Below are 20,982 nucleotides of genomic sequence, written 5' to 3'. Positions count from 1 at the left end.
GCGGCCATACCTGGCCTTCGCCGCTGCTGAATCCACGCTCAAGTCGAAGACGTGCGGCGGCTCGCCTCAGGAGCGGTCCGCCACCGGGCTGTCCTTGACCAAGGCCAGATCGTCCACGCTGACGTCTTCGGTGTAGTCCAGCCAGGCGCGAATTTCCAGGTCTTCCACCGCATGTTCCAGACCGACCGGCATGCGGATGCGCCCGGCGGCGTCGGGTACCACCCACTGCTGGGCCAGCACCACCTTGCGTTCGGACGACACCGCTTCGACCCAGAACGCGCGGGTAGGGCGACGCTTGGCATAGAGCTCCAGCATGTAGCTGCCGGCATCGGTCTTGCGTGCGGCCTGGGTGAGCATGATGGGCTGACGCACACGGGGGCGCGGGCCTTGCTGCGTTGCCTCCAGCGGCGCATCGACGGCAATGCCGCGGGTCAGGTCAGGGTCGCGGTACAACTTCATGTTCTGCTGGCGATCGACCACCAGCGCGCACCAGTCGCCGTCGGCCGAGCCGTCTTCGAACGCAGTGCAGCGGTCCACGTAGGCCAGCGTGCCATCGGAGTGGCTGCGGTCGAACTGGCGCGAGGTATTTTCCAGATACACCGTTTTCAGCTCGGTGTCCTGGTCGTATTCCAGCAGCACCGGCGGGCGCACCTGCTGCACGCCCACCACCACATCGCCATTGCCGTTGACGCGCAGCATGCGCGTGCTGCGCCCCGTCCAGAGCGTGCGGGCGTAGGCAAGATAACGGGGATACTCCTTGCCGCTGTCGCGACTGGCGGCCACGCTGGCGCTGGGCGGCGCATCGCTGGCGAGCAGCGAGCGGCCGAACCCCAGCGTGCGCATGCCCGGTTCCAGCAACTGCAGCAGCGTGGCACCCGAATCAAGCGTGCTGCCCGCACGCGTGACCACCTGCTGCGGCGCGATGCCCTTGCCGAGGAACAACAGCAGGTTCTCGCGCTTCTGGTGTGCAAGTACGTCGCTGAGATCGTTCGGCATGGCCAGGTGATCGGAGGCGATCACGATGATGGTGTTGTTGGCATAGCGGCTGTTACGGATGCGCGCGACCAGCTCGCCGATCAGGCGGTCGCTGCATTTGATGGCGTGCAGCAGGCCGATGTCGCCCAGCGCGCTGTCGTAGTGCTGGCCCTTGCAGGCCAGCGGCAGGTGGCCGGCCGGGTGATGGGTGTCCATGGTCAGGGTGGTCAGCATGAATGGCTGGCCTGCGCGCGACAGGGTCTGAAAGCTTTCCCAGGCATCGTCCAGCAGCACGTCGTCGTGCACGCCCCAGGCCGAAAAGTGCTGGGGCGCCACGCCCTTGTCGCGGAAATGGTGAACGTCGTGCACTACATCGAAGCCATGGCTGGACAGAAAACTGCCCTTGCCGGCGAAGCTGGCATCGGCACCGCCCACGTAATGGTTGCGGTAGCCCTGGTCCTTGAGATAGTCGCCCAGGCAGCGTGCTTCGGGCAGGAACAGGCCCATGCGGTCCATGCTGTTTTCATCGCCGGGCGCGGTGGTGAGTGGCACCCCGCACATCGAGGCCACCATGCCGGCGATGGTCCAGCCGCTGCCTTCGGTGGAGGTGAGGTTGCGCACATCCACCGCCTCGCTGGCGAGCGCGCGCAGGTTGGGCGTCAGGCCCGGAAACACCGATTCGTCGAAGTAGGTGCGCTCCAGACTTTCGCCATAGATCCAGACGATGTTCTTGCGCTTTTGCAGCGGTTGCTGCGGGACCTGGTATTCCGGCACCACGGTGGCGTAATCGACCGGACGCCACTTGTAGTACAGGCGCTTGCCGTCGCGATACAACGGGCTGACCGCGATGCTGACCAGCAGCATCGCCACGAATCCGCCGAATACCGCCGCGCCACCGCGGGGGCGCCGGAAGCGGCGCACCCTGACCAGCAGCAGTGGGCTGAGCGAGAGCAGCAGCATGCCGACGAAGACGGCGATATAGCCGGAAAAATCGCTGACGCCGGCGCCGTCCATGTCTGCACGCAAGTGATAGAGCGTTGCGGCGTTGATGCCGTCGCCGCTGAGCCGGTCGATCAGTCCCCAGGCGCTGAGCAGCAGCAGAAACAGCGATAGCAGGCCAGCCTTGAGCCACGCCAGGCGCGGCGAGGCGACCAACAACCACAGCAACAGCAACAACGAGAACAACAACATCCAGTGCATGCGCAGCGTCCGTGGGGGAATGATGCGAGCGCGTACCGGACGCCTTGCTCGCCATGTCCGGTGTCATCTGCAATGTGACACCTGGATGACGGACTATGCCGCGCTGAAGCTGACTGAAATGTTTGCTGGAGCCAAGCGTCTGCCGCAACGCGGCACAGCGCGCGCGCCGACGATCCCGTGGTCGGCGTCGCGCTCGCTGGTAGGTGGCAGTCTCTGTATTCCGCACCCGGCGTGCTTCCCGCGCCTAAGCGACATATGCATGCCGCCACATCGCCCGGCCCACGTTACGCGGCGGTCTTGGCAGGCGAAGCGGGGTGAAACCCTGTCGCCCCCAGGTGCGCTCCTACGCGGGGGTGTAGTTTGCGTGTGGCGCTAGCGGTGCCCGCGCTCTTCGCGTGCACGCACGCGGCGGTCGAACAGCAGTGCACTGAGCACGATGCCAAGGCCCAGCACCACGCCGAGCAGGAACAGCACCATCGCAATGGCCGGATAGCCCCACAGCTTGAAGCCGGTCTCGATGCGCATCATCTGGGCCGAGGCCATGATCAGCGCGGCGGTGACGATGCCGGCCGCCACGCGGTTGGCGATCTTCTGCAGGCTTTCCATCAGATGCGATTCTTCCAGCCCGGTCACGCGCATCTGCAGCCGATTCTCCGCGGCCAGCGACAGGATCTCGGACATGCGGCGCGGCCCTTCGCGCACCAGATGCTGCAATTCCATTGCCTCGCTGGCCAGGTTGGCCGCCGACAAGGATTTCTTCAGGCGCGCGCGCATCACGTGCTGCAGGTGGCGCTCGACGATGCGGCGGGTGTCCAGCGTGGGCGACAGCGCGCGGCACACGCCTTCCAGGTTCAACAAGGTCTTGCCGAGCAGGCTCAGCTCCGGCGGCGTACGCAGGCCGGTGGAGGTGGCGATCCGCACCAGATCCAGCACCACGCGGCCCTCGGAGGTGGTGTCGTGCGCAGCGTAGCGCGCGATCATCTGCCCGGTTTCGCGCTGGTAACGGTCTTCGTCGTAGTCCTCCAGGCGCGTGCTCAGCGCAATGGTCTCTTCGGCGACTTCTTCGCCCCGCCCGTCGACGGCGGCAAACAACAGCTTGAGCAGGCGCTCGCGCAGGCGTGGCGGCACGTGCGCCACCATGCCCAGGTCGAAGATGGCCAGGCGCCCGTCCTGCAGCACGCGCAGGTTGCCCGGGTGCGGGTCGGCATGGATTTCGCCATGCACGAACATCTGGTCCAGATATCCCTTCACCAGCTCGGCGGCCAGGTTGTCCATCGGCTGCTCGGTGCGGCGCAGGCCGGAGATCTTGTCCACGCGCACGCCTTCGGCCAGCTGCATGGTCAGCACCTTGCGGCTGCTCAGGTCCCAGATCGGCCGCGGCACCCACAACAACGGGAACGGCTCCAGGTGCTTGCCAAAGCGCACCAGGGTCTCGGCTTCGTCCTCGTAATTGAGCTCGGCGCGCAGGGTCTTGCCGAATTCGCCCAGCCAGTCGGCAAAGCGCACGCGCCGGCCGATGCCGGTCAGGCGGTCGGCGGCGGTGGCAAAGCTCTTGAGCACGTCCAGGTCCGAGCGCACCTGCGCGGCCACTTCAGGCTTCTGCACCTTGACCGCCACCGGCGTGCCGTCGCGCAACGCGGCGCGGTGCACCTGTGCCAGCGACGCGCAGCCCAGCGGCACCGGGTCGAAGTGCGAGAAGGCCTTGTTGACCGACACGCCGAGTTCTTCCTCGATGATCTGGCGGATGCGCTCCACCGGCACCGAGCTGGTGTTCTCCTGCATGCGTTCCAGCGCGGTGGCGAACTCCGGTGGCACGATGTCCGGGCGCGTGGACAGCATCTGGCCCAGTTTGACGAAGGTGGGGCCGAGCGATTCCAGGTCCGAGACGAACTGGTCCGGGGTGCCTTCGGCAGGCACTTCGTACTCGTTGATGGCACCCGGGTCCAGGTTCATGCCGGCAAACACACCCGACCCGCGATAGCGCAGCAACAGACGCAGGATCTGCGTGCGCCGGCTCATGCCGCCCACCACGGCGTGTTCGGCCGGGGTCGCGGCAGAGGCCGGTGTGCGGTGCGGGTCGTTGGGACTCAAGGCCATCTCCGGTGCGTCATGCAAGCGGCGAGTGTGGCCAGCGCCGGGTCGTCAGGTGGTGAATCCGGGCCCGCCCGCAGCCGTGGTGCGAGCGCTGCCGGCGGCAGCCGCAGGATGCGCCTGCGATGCAGACCGATGCCGGCATCGGCCGCGCAACGGCGCGCAACGATCGCGCAATGGTCTGCCATCACCCCACGCGCGGGCGGGATCGGCGAGAATTCACGCCCACCCACGCACGACCACCCCCAAGGACCTCCGCATGGCCGGTGCCAGCCTGTTCACCCTGCTCGACGACATCGCCACGTTGCTGGACGACGTTTCCATCCTGACCAAGGTCGCGGCCAAGAAGACCGCCGGCGTGCTGGGCGACGATCTGGCGCTCAACGCGCAGCAGGTGACCGGAGTCACCGCCGACCGCGAGCTGCCGGTGGTGTGGGCGGTGGCCAAGGGCTCGCTGGTCAACAAGGTGATCCTGGTGCCGGCGGCGCTGGCGATCAGCGCGCTGGAGGCCTGGCTGCGCGGGCGCGGCTACAACATTCCGCTGGTGATGCCGCTGATGATGATCGGCGGTGCCTATCTGTGCTTCGAAGGCGTGGAGAAGCTGGCGCACAAGTTCCTGCATGACGAAGAGGAAGAAGCGCAGCGGCATGCCGAGCGCACCCGCGCCCTGGCCGATGAGCAGGTCGATGTGGTGGCGCTGGAAAAGGACAAGGTCAAGGGCGCGATCCGCACCGACTTCATCCTGTCGGCCGAGATCATCGTGCTGTCGCTGGGGGTGGTGGCGGGCGTGTCGTTCGGGCAGCAGGTAGCGGTGCTGGTGGCGATCGCGCTGGCGATGACCATCGGTGTGTACGGCCTGGTGGCGGCGATCGTGAAGCTGGACGACCTCGGCCTGTACCTGACCGGCAAGGGCGCCGCACTGGCGGCGTTCGGTCGCGGCATCCTGGTGGCCGCACCGTGGCTGATGAAGTTCCTGTCGGTGGCCGGCACGCTGGCGATGTTCCTGGTCGGCGGCGGCATCCTGGTGCACAACATCCCGGTGCTGCATCACCTGGTCGTGGACCTGGCCACGTCGGCCGGTGGCCTGGGCTGGCTGGTCGAAGCGCTGGGCAACATGCTGGTCGGCGTGGTCGCCGGCGCGGTGGTGCTGGCGGCGGTCACCGGGTTCCAGAAGCTGCGCGGGACCAAGGCGGCCCATTGATGCCTGGCGCCGGCGTCGGTCGGGCGCCGCAGCGGCGTCCTGACCAATGCCGTATTGCCCGGGCCGGCCTGGTCACCGCGCCGGGGATTCGCACTTGAACGCGCCCGGCCTGCCTCGCTAGCGATGCACACGCCGGGCGCTGAGCATCAGTCGGCGCTGATCACCCGGTTCTTGCCCGCGGCCTTGGCGTCGTACATGGCGCGGTCGGCGCGGCGGACCAGGTCGTCCTGGGTTTCGTCGGTGTGCCGCAGCGCCACGCCGGCGCTGAAGCTGACAAAGATCCGCACGTCCTCGTGCAGCAGCGAGCGTTGGGCCAGGGCGCGCTGCAGGCGGATGACCGCCGCGCTGGCTTCGAAGATGGTGGAGTCCGGTAACAGCAGCACAAATTCCTCGCCCCCGAACCGGGCGATGGCGTCGGTCGTGCGCAGCACCGCCTTGGCCACGTCCACGGTGTGGCGTAGCGCGGCATCGCCGCCGGCGTGGCCGTGGGCCTCGTTGAGCCGGCGGAAGTCGTCCAGGTCCAGCAGCGCAACGCACAGCGGCTGCCCGCCACGTTGGGTGCGGGCGGCCTCGCGCTGGAACAGTTCTTCGAAACCGCGCCGGTTGAGCGCCCCGGTGAGTTGGTCCTCGCGCACCAGCCCGGCGACGGCATTGAGCTCCTGTTCGAGCGAGGCGATGCGTTGTTCGGCGTCTTCCACCTGGCGGCGTGCCGACAGCAGTTCGTCGCGTGCGGCCAGCGCCTGCGCCTGGACGCCGGCGGTGTCCTGCAGCACGTCCTGCAACAGGCGATTGAGGTCCGGAATGCTGCGAGCGTCGCCGATCGCCTGCGAATAGCCGGCAACGCGGTCGTGATATTCGCCGGTGCTGGTGGCCATGCCGTCGAGCCGGTCGACGAAGGACACCATCATCTCGCGCATGGCGGTCTTGGAATCGGCTATGCCCTGCTTGAGCAGGCCCTGCTTGTAGATCACCTCGCGCAGGGTGCCGCGCGCCTGCTCGATCGACTCCCCGTCCAGCGGGCCGGCCAGCAGCTGCCGTACCACCGAGATCTGGTCCTGCAACCAGCTGCGATCGTCCAGGAGTTCGCCGACGTTCTCCAGCAAGAGGTCGAATAACCCGAGCAACAGGTTCTGTTGTTCGCTGGCATCCTCGGCGCGCAGGCCGATCTGGTGGCTGAGCTCGCGCAGGCGCTGCTCCAGCGTGATCAGCTCGTGTCCGGGGCGCCAATGGCGTAGCGCCGAGGCCAGCGTCTGCGCTTCCTCGGCCAGCTCCGGGCTGCGTTGCAGCAGGGTGGCCAGGGCATTGCCCAATGCGTGCCGGAGCAGGTCGCGCAGCTGTTCGGCTTCGGTGCGGCCTTCGGCCAGCGAATCGCCGATGTCGATGGTACGGATGTACTTGTCGATCAACTGCCGCAGCGTGCGGCCGTAGCCCAGCCAGTCGCCGGCCGCATAGGCCGCACTCAGGCGCACGCCCATGTCGCCGAGCTCGCCGTGCAGGCTGGCAATGCCTTCGGCAAACGCCAGCAGCAGGGCCTCGGGATGCGCGGCATGTGAGAACAGCCGGATCAGCATGGCGGTGGCGGCCGCCGGGTCGGGCGAGCCCGACTTGGCCTTGGCCGGCACCAACTGATGGGCTGCCAGCCCATGCCCGCCATGCGTGCTGCCGCGCACGCTGGGAAGCGCGGCGGCCGCGCGCGCGCTGTCCGTGCCGCCCCACGGCAACAGACGGCGCAGCCCGCCACGCGGGCGGCTTGGAAGTTCAGGCTGGTCAGCCATGCCAGGTCTCGAAGGTCGACGTGCTATGGCGGGTTATCGGCCCGCGCGCGGGTCGCTTGAGCGGGCTCAGGCCCCGTCGCGGCTCGATTGATCACCCGTTCGGTCAGGAATCGCGAGCGCATCACGGCTTTGGCTGCGCATGGGTTGGCGCGCATGAACCGGTTACGCGGATGACGGCGAACGCGGCCATGCGCTCCCGCATTCGGTGCGTTGCAGTGCAGATGCACCGATGCGGGGATGTCATCGCCCTGCAATGCATCGCTTATGCCGGCAGACATGCGCAACCGTGCGTAACGGAATGTGGGCTGTCGCAGAAAAGTCAGCACATGTTCACGCATATTTTATTTGGACGGGGTGTAGATTCGTCAGCAAGGACGACGTGGAGTACGCGCGTCGGCCCCGCTCCTCATTCGCAGCAGGTCGTCTGGCCGGATCGGCAGACGATGGTTTTCGCTTCGCCGTTTTCCGTCTCCACCCACTTTACGACGGACGTTTAGATGGTTGCCATGATGCCGCTTCACGCCACTACTGCACGCTTGGATCGCAGCACGTTGCTCCCCACGCTGAAGAAGAGCGGGCGGCCGCGTGATGCGCGCGGGCGTTTCATCCGTCATCACGAGCGTCTGCCGGTGTCCCTGGCCGATACCCGTGGTGCGCTGTTCGTGGTGTCGGAGATGGCGGACTTCATCAAGGCCGGTGGCTTGGGCGACGTGGCGGCCGCGCTGCCGCGCGCGCTGCGTCACCGCTACGACGTGCGCGTGCTGATCCCCGGTTACCGCGCGGTGCTCGAGCGCGCCGGCAAGGTCGAGATCGTCGGCCGCGTGCTGGCGCATGCCGCGCTGCCGGCCTGCGACATCGGCCGCATCGTGCAGTCCGACGGGCTGCCCATCTACATCCTGCTGTCCAAGGAACTGTTCGAACGCGATGGCTCGCCGTATGTGAGCACCAGCGGCTCGGAGTTCGAAGACAACGCCATCCGCTTCGCCACCCTGTCGCATGCCGCCGCGCAGATCGCTGCCGGCCATGCCGGCCTGGGCTGGAAGCCGCGCCTGCTGCATCTGAACGACTGGCCGTGTGCGCTGGCGGCCGGTTATGTGCGCTGGTCCGGCGGCACCACGCCCTGCCTGCTGACCATCCATAACCTGGCCTACCAGGGGCTGGTGCCGTATTCGATGGCTGCCGCGCTGGGCATCCCGGCCGAGCGTGTGGCTGAGCTGGAGTTCTATGGGCAGATGTCGTTCCTGCGCGGGGGCATCGTCAATGCCGACCACGTCAATACGGTCAGCGTCAGCTACGCCAAGCAGATCACCGGCCCGGCCCAGGGCTGCGGGCTGGACCGGCTGCTGGCCGGCCGCGCTGCCAAGGGCGCACTGACCGGCATCGTCAACGGCATCGACGCCAGCTGGGACCCGCGGACCGACGCTCACCTGGATTCGCATTTCAGCGTGAACCAGTGGCAGGGCCGCCAGGCCAATGCGGCCCAGGTGCGCAAGGCGTTTGGCCTGCGCGAGAGCACCGGCCCGCTGTTTGCGGTGGTCTCGCGGCTGGTGCACCAGAAGGGCCTGGACCTGATCTGCGAGGTGGCCCCGCAGATCGTGGCGGCCGGCGGCCAGATCGCGGTGATCGGTGGTGGCGAGCCGGAGATCGAACACCAGGTGGCCGAGCTGACCCGCCGGTATCCCGGCCAGGTCGGTGCCTTCATCGGTTTTGAAGAAGGCTTGGCGCGGCGCATGTTTGCCGGTGCCGACTTCCTGCTGATGCCGTCGCGCTTCGAGCCGTGCGGCCTGAGCCAGATGTACGCGCAGCGCTTCGGCTGCCTGCCGATCGCCCATGCCACCGGCGGGCTGATCGACACCGTGGACGATGGCGTGACCGGCTTCCTGTTCCAGCACGCCAGCGTGGAGGCCCTGCGCCGCTGCCTGGAGCGCGCGTTCCGCACCTTCCGCCTGCCCAGCCTGCTGTCGGCGATGCGCCGCGCGGCGATGCTGCGGCCCAGCGGCTGGGATGTGGCCGGCAAGAAATATCTCTCCCTCTACGAACACACCGCTGCAACCGCGCCTGCGCTTGCGACGGTGTCATGAGCGAACGGCAGGGCGTGCAGGGGCAACAGACGGAAGACGGTGTGACCACGGAAGGGATGTCTGACGTCATGCACGCCTTGCAGGCCCTGGCCGACGGCGCGCCGGCCGATGCGTTTGCCGTGCTGGGCCCGCACGTGCAGGCCGATGGCCGCCGCCGGGTCCGTGTGCTGGCACCGGGCGCCGAGGCGATGGGCCTGATCGATCCGCGTGGCAAATTGCTCGCACGCATGCAGCCGGGCGCGTTCGACGGCGTGTTCGAAGGCGAGCTGGCAGTCGAGGGGCCGTACCGGCTGCGCATCGTCTGGCCGGAGGCGGTGCAGGAGATCGAAGACCCGTACGCGTTTGGCCCGACCCTGGACGAATCGATGCTGCTGCAGATCGCCGCCGGCGACGGGCAGGCGCTGCGCGGCGCATTGGGCGCCCGGCACCTGCAGTGCGGCGATGTGCCCGGAGTGCGCTTTGCGGTATGGGCGCCGCATGCACAGCGCGTGGCCGTGGTGGGCGACTTCAACGGCTGGGACGCGCGGCGGCATCCCATGCGGCAGCGGATCGGCGGCTTCTGGGAAGTGTTCCTGCCGCGCGTGGAAGCCGGTGCCCGCTACAAATACGCGATTACCGCTGCCGATGGCCGTGTCCTGCTCAAGGCCGATCCGGTCGCGCGCCAGAGCGAGCTGCCGCCGGCCACCGCCTCGGTGGTGCCGGGTACCGCCGCGTTTGCGTGGACCGATGCCGACTGGATGGGCAAGCGCCATGCGCAGGCGCTGCCGGCGCCGCTGTCCATCTACGAGGTGCACGCTGCGTCGTGGCGCCGCGATGGGCACAACCAGCCGCTGGACTGGCCCACCCTGGCCTCGCAGCTTATCCCGTACGTGCAGGAGCTGGGCTTCACCCATATCGAGCTGCTGCCGATCACCGAACACCCGTTCGGGGGCTCCTGGGGCTATCAGCCGCTGGGGCTGTATGCACCCACTGCGCGTCACGGCAGCCCGGACGGCTTTGCGCAGTTCGTCGATGCCTGCCACCGCGCCGGCATCGGCGTGATCCTGGACTGGGTCAGCGCGCACTTTCCCGATGACGCCCACGGCCTGGTGCAGTTCGATGGCGCCGCGCTGTACGAGCATGCCGACCCGCGCGAAGGCGTGCACCGCGACTGGAACACGCTGATCTACAACTACGGCCGGCCCGAAGTGACCGCCTATTTGCTGGGCAGCGCGCTGGAGTGGGTCGACCACTACCATCTGGACGGCCTGCGCGTGGATGCGGTGGCCTCGATGCTGTATCGCGACTACGGCCGTGCCGAAGGCGAATGGGTGCCCAACGCCCATGGCGGCCGCGAGAACCTGGAGGCGGTGACGTTCCTGCGCCAGCTCAACCGCGAGATCGCCGCGCGCCATCCCGGCGTGCTGACCATCGCCGAAGAATCCACCGCCTGGCCCGGTGTGACCGCGCCGACCAGCGACGGCGGGCTGGGGTTCACCCACAAGTGGAACATGGGCTGGATGCACGACACGCTGAGCTACATGCAGCGCGATCCGGCCGACCGTGCGCAGCACCACAGCCAGCTCACCTTCGGCCTGGTGTACGCCTTCGACGAACGCTTCGTCCTGCCGTTGTCGCACGACGAAGTGGTGCATGGCAGCGGCGGCCTGCTCGGGCAGATGCCCGGCGACGACTGGCGCCGCTTCGCCAACCTGCGCGCCTACCTGGCGCTGATGTGGGCGCACCCCGGCGACAAACTGGTGTTCATGGGCGCCGAATTCGGCCAGTGGGCGGACTGGAACCACGATCAGTCGCTGGACTGGCATCTGCTCGACGGTGCGCCACATCGCGGCGTGCAGCGACTGGTGGGCGACCTCAACGCCACCTTGCGCCGGGTGCCTGCGCTGTACCGCGGCACCCACCGCACCGACGGCTTCGACTGGAGCGTGGCCGATGACGCACGCAACAGCGTGCTCGCCTTCATCCGTCACGACCCCGACGGCGGTGCGCCGCCCCTGCTGGCAGTGAGCAACCTCACCCCGCAGCCGCTTCACGACTATCGCGTGGGGGTGCCGCGTGCCGGCCTCTGGCGCGAGATCCTCAACACCGACAGTGCCCATTACGGCGGCAGCAACCTCGGCAACAGCGGTCGTCTGGCGACCGAGCCGATGGGCATGCATGGGCATGCGCAATCCCTGCGCCTGACCCTGCCGCCGCTGGCCACGCTCTATCTGCAAGCGGAGAAATAACGATGAACCAGCGCAACGACACCACCCCGGCCTGGGGCGCATGGCCAGCGGGTGAGGGACAGGTGCGCTTCGCGCTCTGGGCACCGGACGCCACGCGCGTGGAGGTGGTCTTCGACGATGGCACCCGCCACGCGCTGCAGGCCGGAGCGGACGGCTTTTTTACCGCCACGTTCGCCTGCGCGGCGGATGCGCGGTATCGCTACAGCGTGGACGGCGGCGAGCCGGTGCCGGACCCGGCCTCGCGCTGGCAGCCCGAAGGCGTGCACGGCCCCAGCGCGGTCCAGCCCACCGACGGCTACGCCTGGCAGAACACCCAGTGGCAGGGACGGCCATGGGACGAGGCAGTGATCTACGAACTGCACGTGGGTACCTGCGGTGGTTATGCCGGAGTGCAGGCGCAGTTGCCGCAACTTGCGGCGATGGGCATCACCGCCATCGAGCTGATGCCATTGAGCGCGTTTCCAGGTGCGCATAACTGGGGCTACGACGGCGTGCTGCCGTATGCGCCGGCCGACGCCTACGGCACCCCGGACGCGCTCAAGGCGCTGATCGATGCCGCGCACGGACACGGCCTGATGGTGTTGCTGGATGTGGTCTACAACCACTTTGGCCCGGATGGCAATTACCTGCACAGTTATGCCGGCCCGTTCTTCAACGAAGACAAGCCCACCCCGTGGGGCGCCGCGATCGACTTCCGCAAGCCGCCGGTGCAGCGCTACTTCCTCGACAACGCACTGATGTGGCTGCACGAATACCGCTTCGACGGGCTACGCCTGGATGCGGTGCATGCGATCACCCCGAATGCGTTCCTGGACACCTTGCGCGAGACCGTGGAGACCAGCCTGCCGGCCGGGCGTCACGTGCACCTGGTGCTGGAAAACGAGGCCAACCAGGCCTCGCAGCTGCAACGCGGCTACACCGCGCAGTGGGACGACGACTTCCACAACGCCCTGCATGTGCTGCTGACCGACGAAGAGGAAGGCTATTACGCCGCATTCGCCGACAAGCCGACCGAGCATCTGGCGCGTGTGCTGGGCGAAGGCTTTGCCTACCAGGGCGAGCCCGACCCGCGTGGGCATGTGCGCGGCGAGCCCAGCGGTGCGCTGCCGCCGCATAAATTTGTGGTGTTTGCGCAGAACCACGACCAGATCGGCAACCGTGCCCGCGGCGAACGGCTGAGCGTGCTGGTGGCGCCCAAACGCTTGCGTGCCGCATTGGCGCTGACCGCGTTGACGCCGATGATTCCGCTGTTCTTCATGGGCGAGCCGTGGGGCGCTACGCAGCCGTTCCTGTTCTTCACCGACTTCGGCCCGCCGCTGGACGATGCGGTGCGCGAAGGCCGCCGCAAGGAGTTTGCGCACTTTGCCGCGTTTGCCGACGAGGCGCAGCGCGCCACCATTCCCGACCCCAACAGCCATGCCACCTTCGAAGCGTCGCGATCGCCGATCGCAGATGCCGCGCACGGCGATGGCGCGCGCTGGACGGCGTGGTTCACCGCGTTGCTGGGCGTGCGGCGTCAGTGGCTGGTACCGGGACTGGCCGAAGCGCGCGCGCTGCGCGCCAGCGTGCTGGCCGAGGGCGCGCTGACCGCGACCTGGGAGTTGCCGGATGGGCTGTGGCATATCGCCTTCAACGTCGGTGCCGCCGCAGTGCCGTTGCCGCCACTGCGCGGGCGCGTGGCGTATGCCGAGAATGTCGATGCCGATGCGCAGCAGTTGCCGGTCGACGGCTTCATCGCCTGGCACGAGGACCGCACATGAGCACGAACCCCTTGCACACCCTGGCCGCCGCGGCCGGAGTGATGGTGGATTGGGTGGATGCCAGCGACCAGCCGCGGCAGGTGTCCGAGGCATCGGTACAGGCGGTGCTCACCGCGCTGGACCTGCCTGCCGCCACCGCCAGTCAGCGCGAAGACAGCCTGCGCCGCTGCAAGGCGCAGGCCGACGAAGTGGTGCCGCTGATCACCGTGCAGATGGGCGAACCGCTGGGGTTGCGGGTGCCCGCCAACGCCAGCGGCCGCTGGACCGATGAGGCGGGTGCCAGCGAAGACGCGCGTGCCGACGCACAAGGGCAGCTGCGCGCACCGCAGCGCTTCGGTTACTGGACGCTGCAGATCGGCGGGTTGACCCAGCAGGTGGCCGTCGCCCCGCAACGCTGCTTCAGCGTGGCCGATGCCTGCGGCCAGCCCGCGCCGCGTGCCTGGGGCATGGCGTTGCAGGTCTACTCGGCCTGCAGTCTCGATGACGGCGGGATCGGCGATGCTGCCGGCACCGTGGAATGGTTGCGGCATGCCGCACTGGCTGGCGCCGATGCGCTGGCGCTGAGTCCGGTGCATGCCTCGCGCCCGGTCACCGGCGGCTACAGCCCGTATTCGCCCAGCGACCGGCGCTTTTTCGACCCGCTGCATGCCGCGCCGGTACGCGTGCTAGGCGAACTGGCGCTGCAGGCGATCGACGAGGTCGACGGCTTGCGCCAGCGTTTCGATACGCTGCACGCCAATGGCTTGATCGACTGGCCGGCCTCGGCCCAGGCCAAGTGGGAACTGCTGCGCCACCTGCATACGCGGGTGGCGCCGGACCACCCCGATCTGCTCGCGTTCCGCAACGCGGGCGGGCAGGCACTGGAGGGCTTCGCACGCTTCGCCGCGCAGGACTTTGGCGACAACGACCCGCAGCTGCATGTGTTCACCCAGTGGCTGGCCGCGCGCAGTTGGTCCGATGCGCAACGCGAAGCGCACGAGCGCGGCATGAAGATCGGCCTGATCGCCGATCTGGCCGTGGGCTTCGACCCCAACGGCGCCGAAGCCGCGGCCGCTGCAGACACCGTGTTGCGTGGCCTGGTGCTGGGCGCGCCGCCGGATGCCTTCAATGCCGATGGCCAGCATTGGGGCATCGGTGCGTATTCGCCCACCGCACTGCGGCGCAGCGGCTTTGCGCCCTACATCGCACTGTTGCGTGCGGTGCTGCGCGACCGCGGCGGGATCCGCATCGATCATATTCTTGGCCTGATGCGGCTGTGGGTGGTGCCCGATGGCGCCGGCTCCAACGAAGGTGCGTATCTGGCCTACCCGCTGCACGATCTGCTCAATCTGCTCGCGCTGGAATCGTGGCGGCATCGCGCGATTGTCATCGGCGAAGACCTGGGCGTGGTGCCGCCGGGCATCCGCGAGGAACTCTCGCGCCGCGGCGTCATGGGTATCGATGTATTGATGTTCACCCGCGACGAAGACGGCGCGTTTGTCGCGCCGGCGTTGTGGCGGCCCGATGCCATCGCCACCACCACTACGCACGATCTGCCCACGCTCACCGGCTGGCGTGCGGGCCGCGACATCGCGTGGCGGCGCAAGCTGGAGTTGATCGCGCCTGCGCAGACAGATGGCGACACCAAAGACCGCAGCAAGGATGTTGCGCGGCTGGATGCGGCGGTCGAACACGCCGGCTTGGCCGCTGCGGGCGACCCGCTGCTGGGCGCGCTCCGCTTCACCGCCACCAGTGTGTCGCCCCTGGCCTTGCTGCCGGTGGAAGACGCGCTGGAGCTGGAAGAACAACCCAATCTGCCGGGCACTGTCGAGGTCCATCCCAACTGGCGTCGACGCCTGCCCGATCCTCTGCCGCATGCGCGCCTGAGCACGGCGCTGCAGGGCTTTGCCGAGGCGCGTCGCGTCGCGGCCGTTACGGAACCGCACCCATGATCGACCTTCGCGCCACCGCCCGCCTGCAGCTGCATGCCGGTTTCACTTTGCACGACGCGCTCGCGCAGGTGCCGTACTACGCCGGCCTTGGCATCAGCCATCTGTATCTGTCGCCGATCGGCACCGCGGTGCCGGGCTCCACGCATGGCTACGACAACATCGACCCGACCGTGGTCAACCCCGAGCTCGGCGGCGAAGCGGCACTGGTCGCCCTGTCGCAGGCCGCGCGCGACCACGGTATGGGCCTGATCGCCGACATCGTGCCCAACCACATGGCCACCCACGCGCAAAACGCCTGGTGGTGGGATGTGTTGCGCAACGGCCGCAGCGCCAAGCATGCCGACTGGTTCGACATCGACTGGCGCGCTCCGGGCCGTGACGGCAAGTTGTGGCTGGCGGTGCTGGACCGCCCGTATGCCACCGCGCTGGCCGAAGGTCTGATCACCCTGGTGATCGAAGACGATGGCAGCCCCGCGCTGGCGCATTACGACCAGCGCTATCCGATCCGGGCGCAGACGCTGGAGGTGCCGGACAAAGCGGCACGCGCGCAGTGGCTGCGCGACTACAACGATGGCGCCAAGCGCGGCGATGGCCGCCTGCACAAGTTGATCGAACGCCAACCGTATCGCCTGAACTGGTGGCGCGTGGGCAACGACATGCTCAACTACCGCCGCTTCTTCGACATCACCTCGCTGGTGGCGTTGCGGGTGGAATTGCCGGCCGTGTTCGACGCAGTGCATGCGTTGCCGCTGCGGCTGGTGGCCGAAGGCCATCTGGATGGTCTGCGCATCGATCACGTGGACGGGCTCACCGATCCCACCGGGTATGTGCGCAAGCTGCGCAGCCGGCTGGATGCGGCCGGGCGTACGCGCGGGCTCAAGCCCGGCACGCTGGGGCTGTATCTGGAAAAGATCCTCGCCCCTGGCGAGCACCTACCGACCGACTGGCCCTGCGATGGCACCACCGGCTACGACTTCATGGACCAGGTCGGCGGCGTGCTGCACGACGCAGCCGGCTTCAAGCCGCTGGCGCGTGCCTGGCAGCGGGTGAGCGGACGCAGCGGCGATTTTGCGCAGGAAGAGCGCGCTGCACGCGACGAGATGCTGCGCGGCCCGCTGCAGACAGAATTCAATCGCGCGGTCGGTGCGCTGTCGGCCCTGGCGCGGCTGGACCCGCCCACGCGCGAGTTCAGCCCGCAGATGCTGGCGCGCGGTTTATGCGTGCTGCTGCGCTGGTTCCCGGTGTACCGCACCTACGCCGGTGCCAAGGGCATCGTCGGCAGCGAGGCAGAGCGGCTGCACGCCACCGCTGCGCAGGCGCGCGAGGGCATGCCCGAATCGATCGTGGCGGCCGTGGATGCGATCGAGCGCTGGCTGCTCGACGATAGCGGTGCCGACCGTGCGCAGATCGCGCTGCGACGCATCCTGCGCCGGCGCGTGGAGCAGCTGTCTGCGCCGCTCAATGCCAAGGCGGTGGAAGACACCGCGTTCTACCGGCATGGCGTGCTGCTCTCGCGTAACGAGGTGGGCAGCCATCCGACCCATTTCGCCAACGACGCCGCCGAGTTCCACGCGCAGAATGCCGAGCGTGCCAAGCATTACCCGCGCGCGCTGTTGGCCACCGCCACGCACGATCACAAGCGCGGCGAAGACCTGCGCATGCGGCTGGCGGTGCTGTCCGAACAGCCGCGGTGGTGGGTCGAGCAGAGCGCCCAGTTCGATGCCCTGGCCGAAGCGCTGGAATCGCCCGCGCTGGCCGGCGGCGACCAGCAGATGCTGTGGCAGACCCTGGTGGCCGCATGGCCGATCGGGTTGGGCGCCGACCAGGCCGAGCCGCTGGCCGAGTATGCCGAGCGCGTGGCGCAGTGGCTGCTCAAGGCGGTGCGCGAAGCCAAGCTGCATACCAGCTGGACCGACGGTTCGGCCGCCTACGAACAGGCCGTGCAGGCCACCGTGGAGCAGGTGCTGACCAGCCGCGCCGGGTTGCCGCTGCGCCGCGCCTTGTTGCGCGCCAGCAACCACATCGCCGCGGCCGGCGCGCGCAATGCGCTGGTGCAAACCACGCTGCGTCTGACCGTGCCTGGCGTGCCCGATCTGTACCAGGGCACCGAAGGCTGGGATCTGTCGCTGGTGGACCCGGACAACCGCCGCCCGGTCGATTACTCCCAGCGCCAGCAGTGGCTGGAGCAGGCGCGCGACTTCAACAGCCTGCTGCGCGGCTGGCGCGATGGCGCGGTCAAGGCGCGGCTCACCGCGCTGCTGTTGCAGCTGCGTGGCGAACATCCGGCGCTGTTTGCGAAGGGCGACTATCAGCCGTTGAACGTGGCGGTCAGTGGCGATGCGCAGGTGCTGGCATTCCGTCGTCAGTACCGTGGGCAGGCGCTGGTGGTCGCGGTGACCCGGTTGGGCGCCGGTGATCAACACGAGGGCGATCTGCCGTTGCTGGTGCCGCCGGCTACCTGGGGTCAGGCGTCGTTGGCATTGGCCGAGGGCACATACCGTAATGTGCTCGATGGCAGCACGCTGCAGCCGCAACGCGGCCGCGTGGCACTGTCCACGCTGTTTGCACGCTCGCCAGTGGCAGTGTTGTTGACCCCCAGTAATCGACATCGAGAGAAACGTACGCAATGAACGACATGGAACGGCAGGCGCGGCTTCGCCAGTTGGCACAGGAGATCTGGGAGGCCGAAGGCCGTCCCGATGGGCATGCGGACCGCCACTGGGCCATGGCCGAGCGGCTGGTGGATGCCGAAGAACGCGCCGCCGAGCAGGCCGCCGAGTCTGCGGCCACGCCCATCGCTGCACGCCAGTAACGTGGTCCCGGGCACCTTGCACGGGCGCCGTATGGCGCGCCGTGCGGGTGGACCCGCCAGTACCCGCAATCGCACACCGTCTTGAGTTCACCGTTCTAAGGAGTCACCGATGGCCACTCGCAAGTTCACCCAGCGCTCGCGCATCCGCGAAGGCCGTCCCAACCCGCTCGGCGCCACCTGGGATGGCCTGGGTGTCAATTTCGCGCTGTATTCGCGCAATGCCACCCGCGTGGAGCTGTGCCTGTTCGACGAGCGTGGCCGCGAGCAGGAGCGCATCGCACTGCCCGAATACACCGACGAGGTCTGGCACGGCTACCTGCCCGACGCCCGCCCCGGGCAGTTGTATGGCTACCGTGTGCACGGCCCTTATGCCCCCGACGCGGGGCATCGCTTCAACCACAACAAATTGCTGCTGGACCCCTACGCCAAGCAGATTGTCGGCGAACTCAAATGGGCGCCGCATCTGTTCGGTTACACCATCGGCCACCGCGACAAGGACCTGAGCTTCGATCGCCGTGACAGCGCGGCATTCATGCCCAAATCCGCGGTGATCGACCCGGCGTTCACCTGGGGCCAGGACCGCCCGCCGCAGACGCCCTGGAACCGCACGGTAATCTATGAAGCGCACGTGCGCGGCCTGAGCATGCTGCATCCCGCGGTGCCGCTGGACGAACGCGGTACCTTTTCGGCCTTGAAGACCGACGAGCTCATCGACCACATCAGCTCACTCGGTGTGACCGCGGTGGAACTGCTGCCGGTGCACGCCTTCGTCGACGATCAATACCTGCTGGAAAAAGGCCTGCGCAACTACTGGGGCTACAACACGCTGGGCTTCTTCGCGCCGCAGGCGCGTTACATGTCCACGCGCACCGTGGCCGAGTTCAAGCAGATGGTGGCACGCCTGCATCACGCCGGACTGGAGGTGCTGCTGGACGTGGTCTACAACCACACCGCCGAGGGCAACGAGCTCGGGCCCACGCTCTCGTTCAAGGGCATCGACAACGCCAGCTATTACCGCCTGGCCGACGATCGCCGCTTCTACATCAACGACACTGGCACCGGTAACACCTTCGACCTGACCAATGTCGGCGCGCTGCGCATGGTGATGGATTCGCTGCGGTACTGGGTGCAGGAAATGCACGTGGACGGCTTCCGCTTCGACCTGGCCAGCATCCTCGGCCGCGAACGCTATGGCTTTGATCCTTCGGGCAGCTTCCTGGACGCGGTGCGCCAGGACCCGGTGCTGAGCCAGACCAAGTTGATCGCCGAGCCGTGGGATATCGGCCCGGGCGGGTATCAGGTTGGCAATTTTCCGCCCGGCTGGGTGGAATGGAACGACAAATTCCGCGACAACGTGCGTGCGTTCTGGCGCGGCGACGGCGGCCAGCTGGCCGAGCTGGCCACGCGCCTCACCGGCTCTGCAGACCTGTTCAACCACAGCGGCCGCCGCCCGACCGCCTCGGTCAACTTCGTCACCGCGCACGACGGCTTCACCCTGCGGGATCTGGTGAGCTACGAAGGCAAGCACAACATGGCCAACGGCGAGGACGGCCGTGACGGCAGCGACCACAACATCTCCGCCAACTACGGCGTGGAAGGCGACACCAACGACCCGGCGATCAAGCAGCTGCGCCGGCAGCAGATGCGCAACCTGCTGGCCACCTTGCTGCTGTCGCAAGGCACGCCGATGCTGCTGGCCGGCGATGAGTTCGGGCACAGCCAGAACGGCAACAACAATGCGTATTGCCAGGACAACGAGTTGACCTGGATCGACTGGACCGCCGCCACCAAGGCCGCAGCGGCCGATCAGGCCGCCTTCGTGCGCCGCCTGATCCGCATCCGTCAGCGTTACCCGCTGCTGCATCGCGCACGCTTTTTCGACGGCAAATTCGACGAAGCGCTGGGTCTGAAGGATCTCACCTGGCTGGCGCCCAACGGTACCGAGATGGACGAAGCCGCCTGGCACGATCCCGAGGCACGCGCCCTGATGCTGCGCCTGGACGGCCGCTCGCCGACCACCGGCCTGCGCGAGATCGCCGCCAACGTCACCTTGCTGATGCTGATCAATGCCGCCTCCACCAGCGTGTCGTTCACCCTGCCGGCCATGCACGACGAACACTGGCGCGTGCTGGTCGACACCGCGCGTCACGGCGGCCGCGTGGTCGCGGGTGGCAGCGAATGGAAGGCGCCCGCCCATTCGCTCACCCTGCTGGCGGTGGAGCGCGATCGCGTGGTCAGCAGTGCACGCATCGTTTCCGAGGGTGCACGCTGATGGATGTGTTATTGGCGGGGGCAACCGGCCTGGTCGGCAAGCAGGTCCTGCAGCAATTGCTCGCCGATACGCGCTGCACTGGCGTGGTGGCGCTGACGCGGCGGCCGCTGACGCAGATCCATCCCAAGCTGCGCAACCAGGTGATCGACTTCGAACGCCTGGAGCACTGGACCGCCCCGCGCATGGAAGCGGCGATCTGCGCGCTGGGCAGCACCATGAAACAGGCCGGCTCGCGCGAGGCGTTCTACCGCATCGATCACGATTACCCGATGGCGCTGGCACGCGCGGCGTGCGCGCAGGGCACCTCGGTGTTCGTGCTGAATTCGGCGGCCGGTGCGGATGCGCACTCGCGCATCTTCTACAACCGCGTCAAGGGCGAACTGGAACGCGATCTGCGGACGATTGGCTTCCCGTCGCTGACCTTCGTCCGCCCGGGACTGATCGGCGGCGAGCGCGAAGAACGCCGCACCGGCGAACACCTTGGCGGCCTCGTGCTGGGTGCACTCGGCCCGCTCCTGCCACGCCGCTTCCGCATCAACCCGGCCGAGCGGATTGCTGCCGCGATGGTAGCTGCCGCGTTATCGCCAGCACGCGGCGAGCATCGTGTTGAGGCGGCGGAGTTGGTGTAGCAGCTGCGTTGATTGCCTGACTTGTGC

At 67.9% G+C, this 20,982-nt stretch carries 12 protein-coding genes; 9 read left to right on the top strand and 3 right to left on the bottom strand.

The window, feature by feature from the left end; translation table 11 throughout:
• Positions 1 to 66: 66 nt before the first annotated feature.
• A complete protein-coding gene (locus XnspCFBP7698_RS14645) occupies positions 67 to 2,175 on the bottom strand; it encodes a phosphoglycerol transferase I (RefSeq protein WP_104579334.1) in 2,109 nt (702 codons plus the stop codon).
• 372 nt (positions 2,176 to 2,547) lie between these two features.
• On the bottom strand, positions 2,548 to 4,272 hold the full coding sequence (locus XnspCFBP7698_RS14640) for an AarF/UbiB family protein (protein WP_039406028.1): 1,725 nt from the start codon (positions 4,270 to 4,272) through the stop codon (positions 2,548 to 2,550).
• Between the two features lie 253 nt (positions 4,273 to 4,525).
• On the opposite strand from XnspCFBP7698_RS14640, the gene XnspCFBP7698_RS14635 reads away from it, so the two are divergent.
• Positions 4,526 to 5,467, top strand: a complete 942-nt coding sequence (locus XnspCFBP7698_RS14635; protein ID WP_104579333.1) for a DUF808 domain-containing protein — start codon at positions 4,526 to 4,528, stop codon at positions 5,465 to 5,467.
• Between the two features lie 146 nt (positions 5,468 to 5,613).
• On the opposite strand, the gene XnspCFBP7698_RS14630 is transcribed toward XnspCFBP7698_RS14635, so the two are convergent.
• Complete coding sequence (locus XnspCFBP7698_RS14630) at positions 5,614 to 7,242, bottom strand: GGDEF domain-containing protein (protein WP_104579332.1); 1,629 nt, start codon at positions 7,240 to 7,242, stop codon at positions 5,614 to 5,616.
• Between the two features lie 497 nt (positions 7,243 to 7,739).
• Between XnspCFBP7698_RS14630 and glgA the strand changes: the two genes are divergently transcribed.
• From glgA to XnspCFBP7698_RS14590, 8 genes are all read left to right on the top strand, one after another.
• Positions 7,740 to 9,323, top strand: a complete 1,584-nt coding sequence (gene glgA, locus XnspCFBP7698_RS14625; RefSeq protein ID WP_047695476.1) for a glycogen synthase GlgA — start codon at positions 7,740 to 7,742, stop codon at positions 9,321 to 9,323.
• Entirely contained in the window at positions 9,320 to 11,551 is a 2,232-nt protein-coding gene (locus XnspCFBP7698_RS14620) for a 1,4-alpha-glucan branching enzyme (protein ID WP_104579331.1), read from the top strand. Before glgA ends, XnspCFBP7698_RS14620 begins: the two co-directional genes overlap by 4 nt.
• A gap of 2 nt (positions 11,552 to 11,553) precedes the next feature.
• Entirely contained in the window at positions 11,554 to 13,311 is a 1,758-nt protein-coding gene (gene treZ, locus XnspCFBP7698_RS14615; RefSeq protein WP_104579330.1) for a malto-oligosyltrehalose trehalohydrolase, read from the top strand.
• On the top strand, positions 13,308 to 15,242 hold the full coding sequence (locus XnspCFBP7698_RS14610; protein ID WP_123137532.1) for a 4-alpha-glucanotransferase: 1,935 nt from the start codon (positions 13,308 to 13,310) through the stop codon (positions 15,240 to 15,242). Before treZ ends, XnspCFBP7698_RS14610 begins: the two co-directional genes overlap by 4 nt.
• Positions 15,239 to 17,872, top strand: a complete 2,634-nt coding sequence (gene treY / locus XnspCFBP7698_RS14605; RefSeq protein WP_123137531.1) for a malto-oligosyltrehalose synthase — start codon at positions 15,239 to 15,241, stop codon at positions 17,870 to 17,872. Before XnspCFBP7698_RS14610 ends, treY begins: the two co-directional genes overlap by 4 nt.
• Positions 17,869 to 18,054 carry a DUF2934 domain-containing protein gene (locus XnspCFBP7698_RS14600; RefSeq protein WP_047695471.1) on the top strand — a complete coding sequence of 62 codons (186 nt, stop codon included), beginning with the start codon at positions 17,869 to 17,871 and terminating at the stop codon, positions 18,052 to 18,054. Before treY ends, XnspCFBP7698_RS14600 begins: the two co-directional genes overlap by 4 nt.
• A gap of 109 nt (positions 18,055 to 18,163) precedes the next feature.
• Positions 18,164 to 20,326 carry a glycogen debranching protein GlgX gene (glgX, locus tag XnspCFBP7698_RS14595; RefSeq protein WP_104579327.1) on the top strand — a complete coding sequence of 721 codons (2,163 nt, stop codon included), beginning with the start codon at positions 18,164 to 18,166 and terminating at the stop codon, positions 20,324 to 20,326.
• Positions 20,326 to 20,955, top strand: coding sequence for an NAD(P)H-binding protein (locus XnspCFBP7698_RS14590; RefSeq protein WP_123137530.1), 630 nt, complete (start codon positions 20,326 to 20,328; stop codon positions 20,953 to 20,955). Before glgX ends, XnspCFBP7698_RS14590 begins: the two co-directional genes overlap by 1 nt.
• The last annotated feature ends 27 nt before the right edge of the window (positions 20,956 to 20,982 follow it).

Source organism: Xanthomonas sp. CFBP 7698, assembly GCF_003600855.1.
In the GTDB taxonomy this organism is placed as follows: Bacteria; Pseudomonadota; Gammaproteobacteria; order Xanthomonadales; family Xanthomonadaceae; genus Xanthomonas; species Xanthomonas cannabis.
This window is presented reverse-complemented; position numbering and strand designations above follow the sequence as displayed.

Coding starts and splice junctions, on each gene's coding strand:
- XnspCFBP7698_RS14620 (WP_104579331.1), top strand. CDS start 9,320: ATGAGCGAACGGCAGGGCGTGCAGGGGCAACAGACGGAAGACGGTGTG.
- glgX (WP_104579327.1), top strand. CDS start 18,164: ATGGCCACTCGCAAGTTCACCCAGCGCTCGCGCATCCGCGAAGGCCGT.
- XnspCFBP7698_RS14590 (WP_123137530.1), top strand. CDS start 20,326: ATGGATGTGTTATTGGCGGGGGCAACCGGCCTGGTCGGCAAGCAGGTC.
- XnspCFBP7698_RS14610 (WP_123137532.1), top strand. CDS start 13,308: ATGAGCACGAACCCCTTGCACACCCTGGCCGCCGCGGCCGGAGTGATG.
- treZ (WP_104579330.1), top strand. CDS start 11,554: ATGAACCAGCGCAACGACACCACCCCGGCCTGGGGCGCATGGCCAGCG.
- XnspCFBP7698_RS14630 (WP_104579332.1), bottom strand. CDS start 7,242: ATGGCTGACCAGCCTGAACTTCCAAGCCGCCCGCGTGGCGGGCTGCGC.
- XnspCFBP7698_RS14640 (WP_039406028.1), bottom strand. CDS start 4,272: ATGGCCTTGAGTCCCAACGACCCGCACCGCACACCGGCCTCTGCCGCG.
- XnspCFBP7698_RS14645 (WP_104579334.1), bottom strand. CDS start 2,175: ATGCACTGGATGTTGTTGTTCTCGTTGTTGCTGTTGCTGTGGTTGTTG.
- treY (WP_123137531.1), top strand. CDS start 15,239: ATGATCGACCTTCGCGCCACCGCCCGCCTGCAGCTGCATGCCGGTTTC.
- XnspCFBP7698_RS14600 (WP_047695471.1), top strand. CDS start 17,869: ATGAACGACATGGAACGGCAGGCGCGGCTTCGCCAGTTGGCACAGGAG.
- glgA (WP_047695476.1), top strand. CDS start 7,740: ATGGTTGCCATGATGCCGCTTCACGCCACTACTGCACGCTTGGATCGC.
- XnspCFBP7698_RS14635 (WP_104579333.1), top strand. CDS start 4,526: ATGGCCGGTGCCAGCCTGTTCACCCTGCTCGACGACATCGCCACGTTG.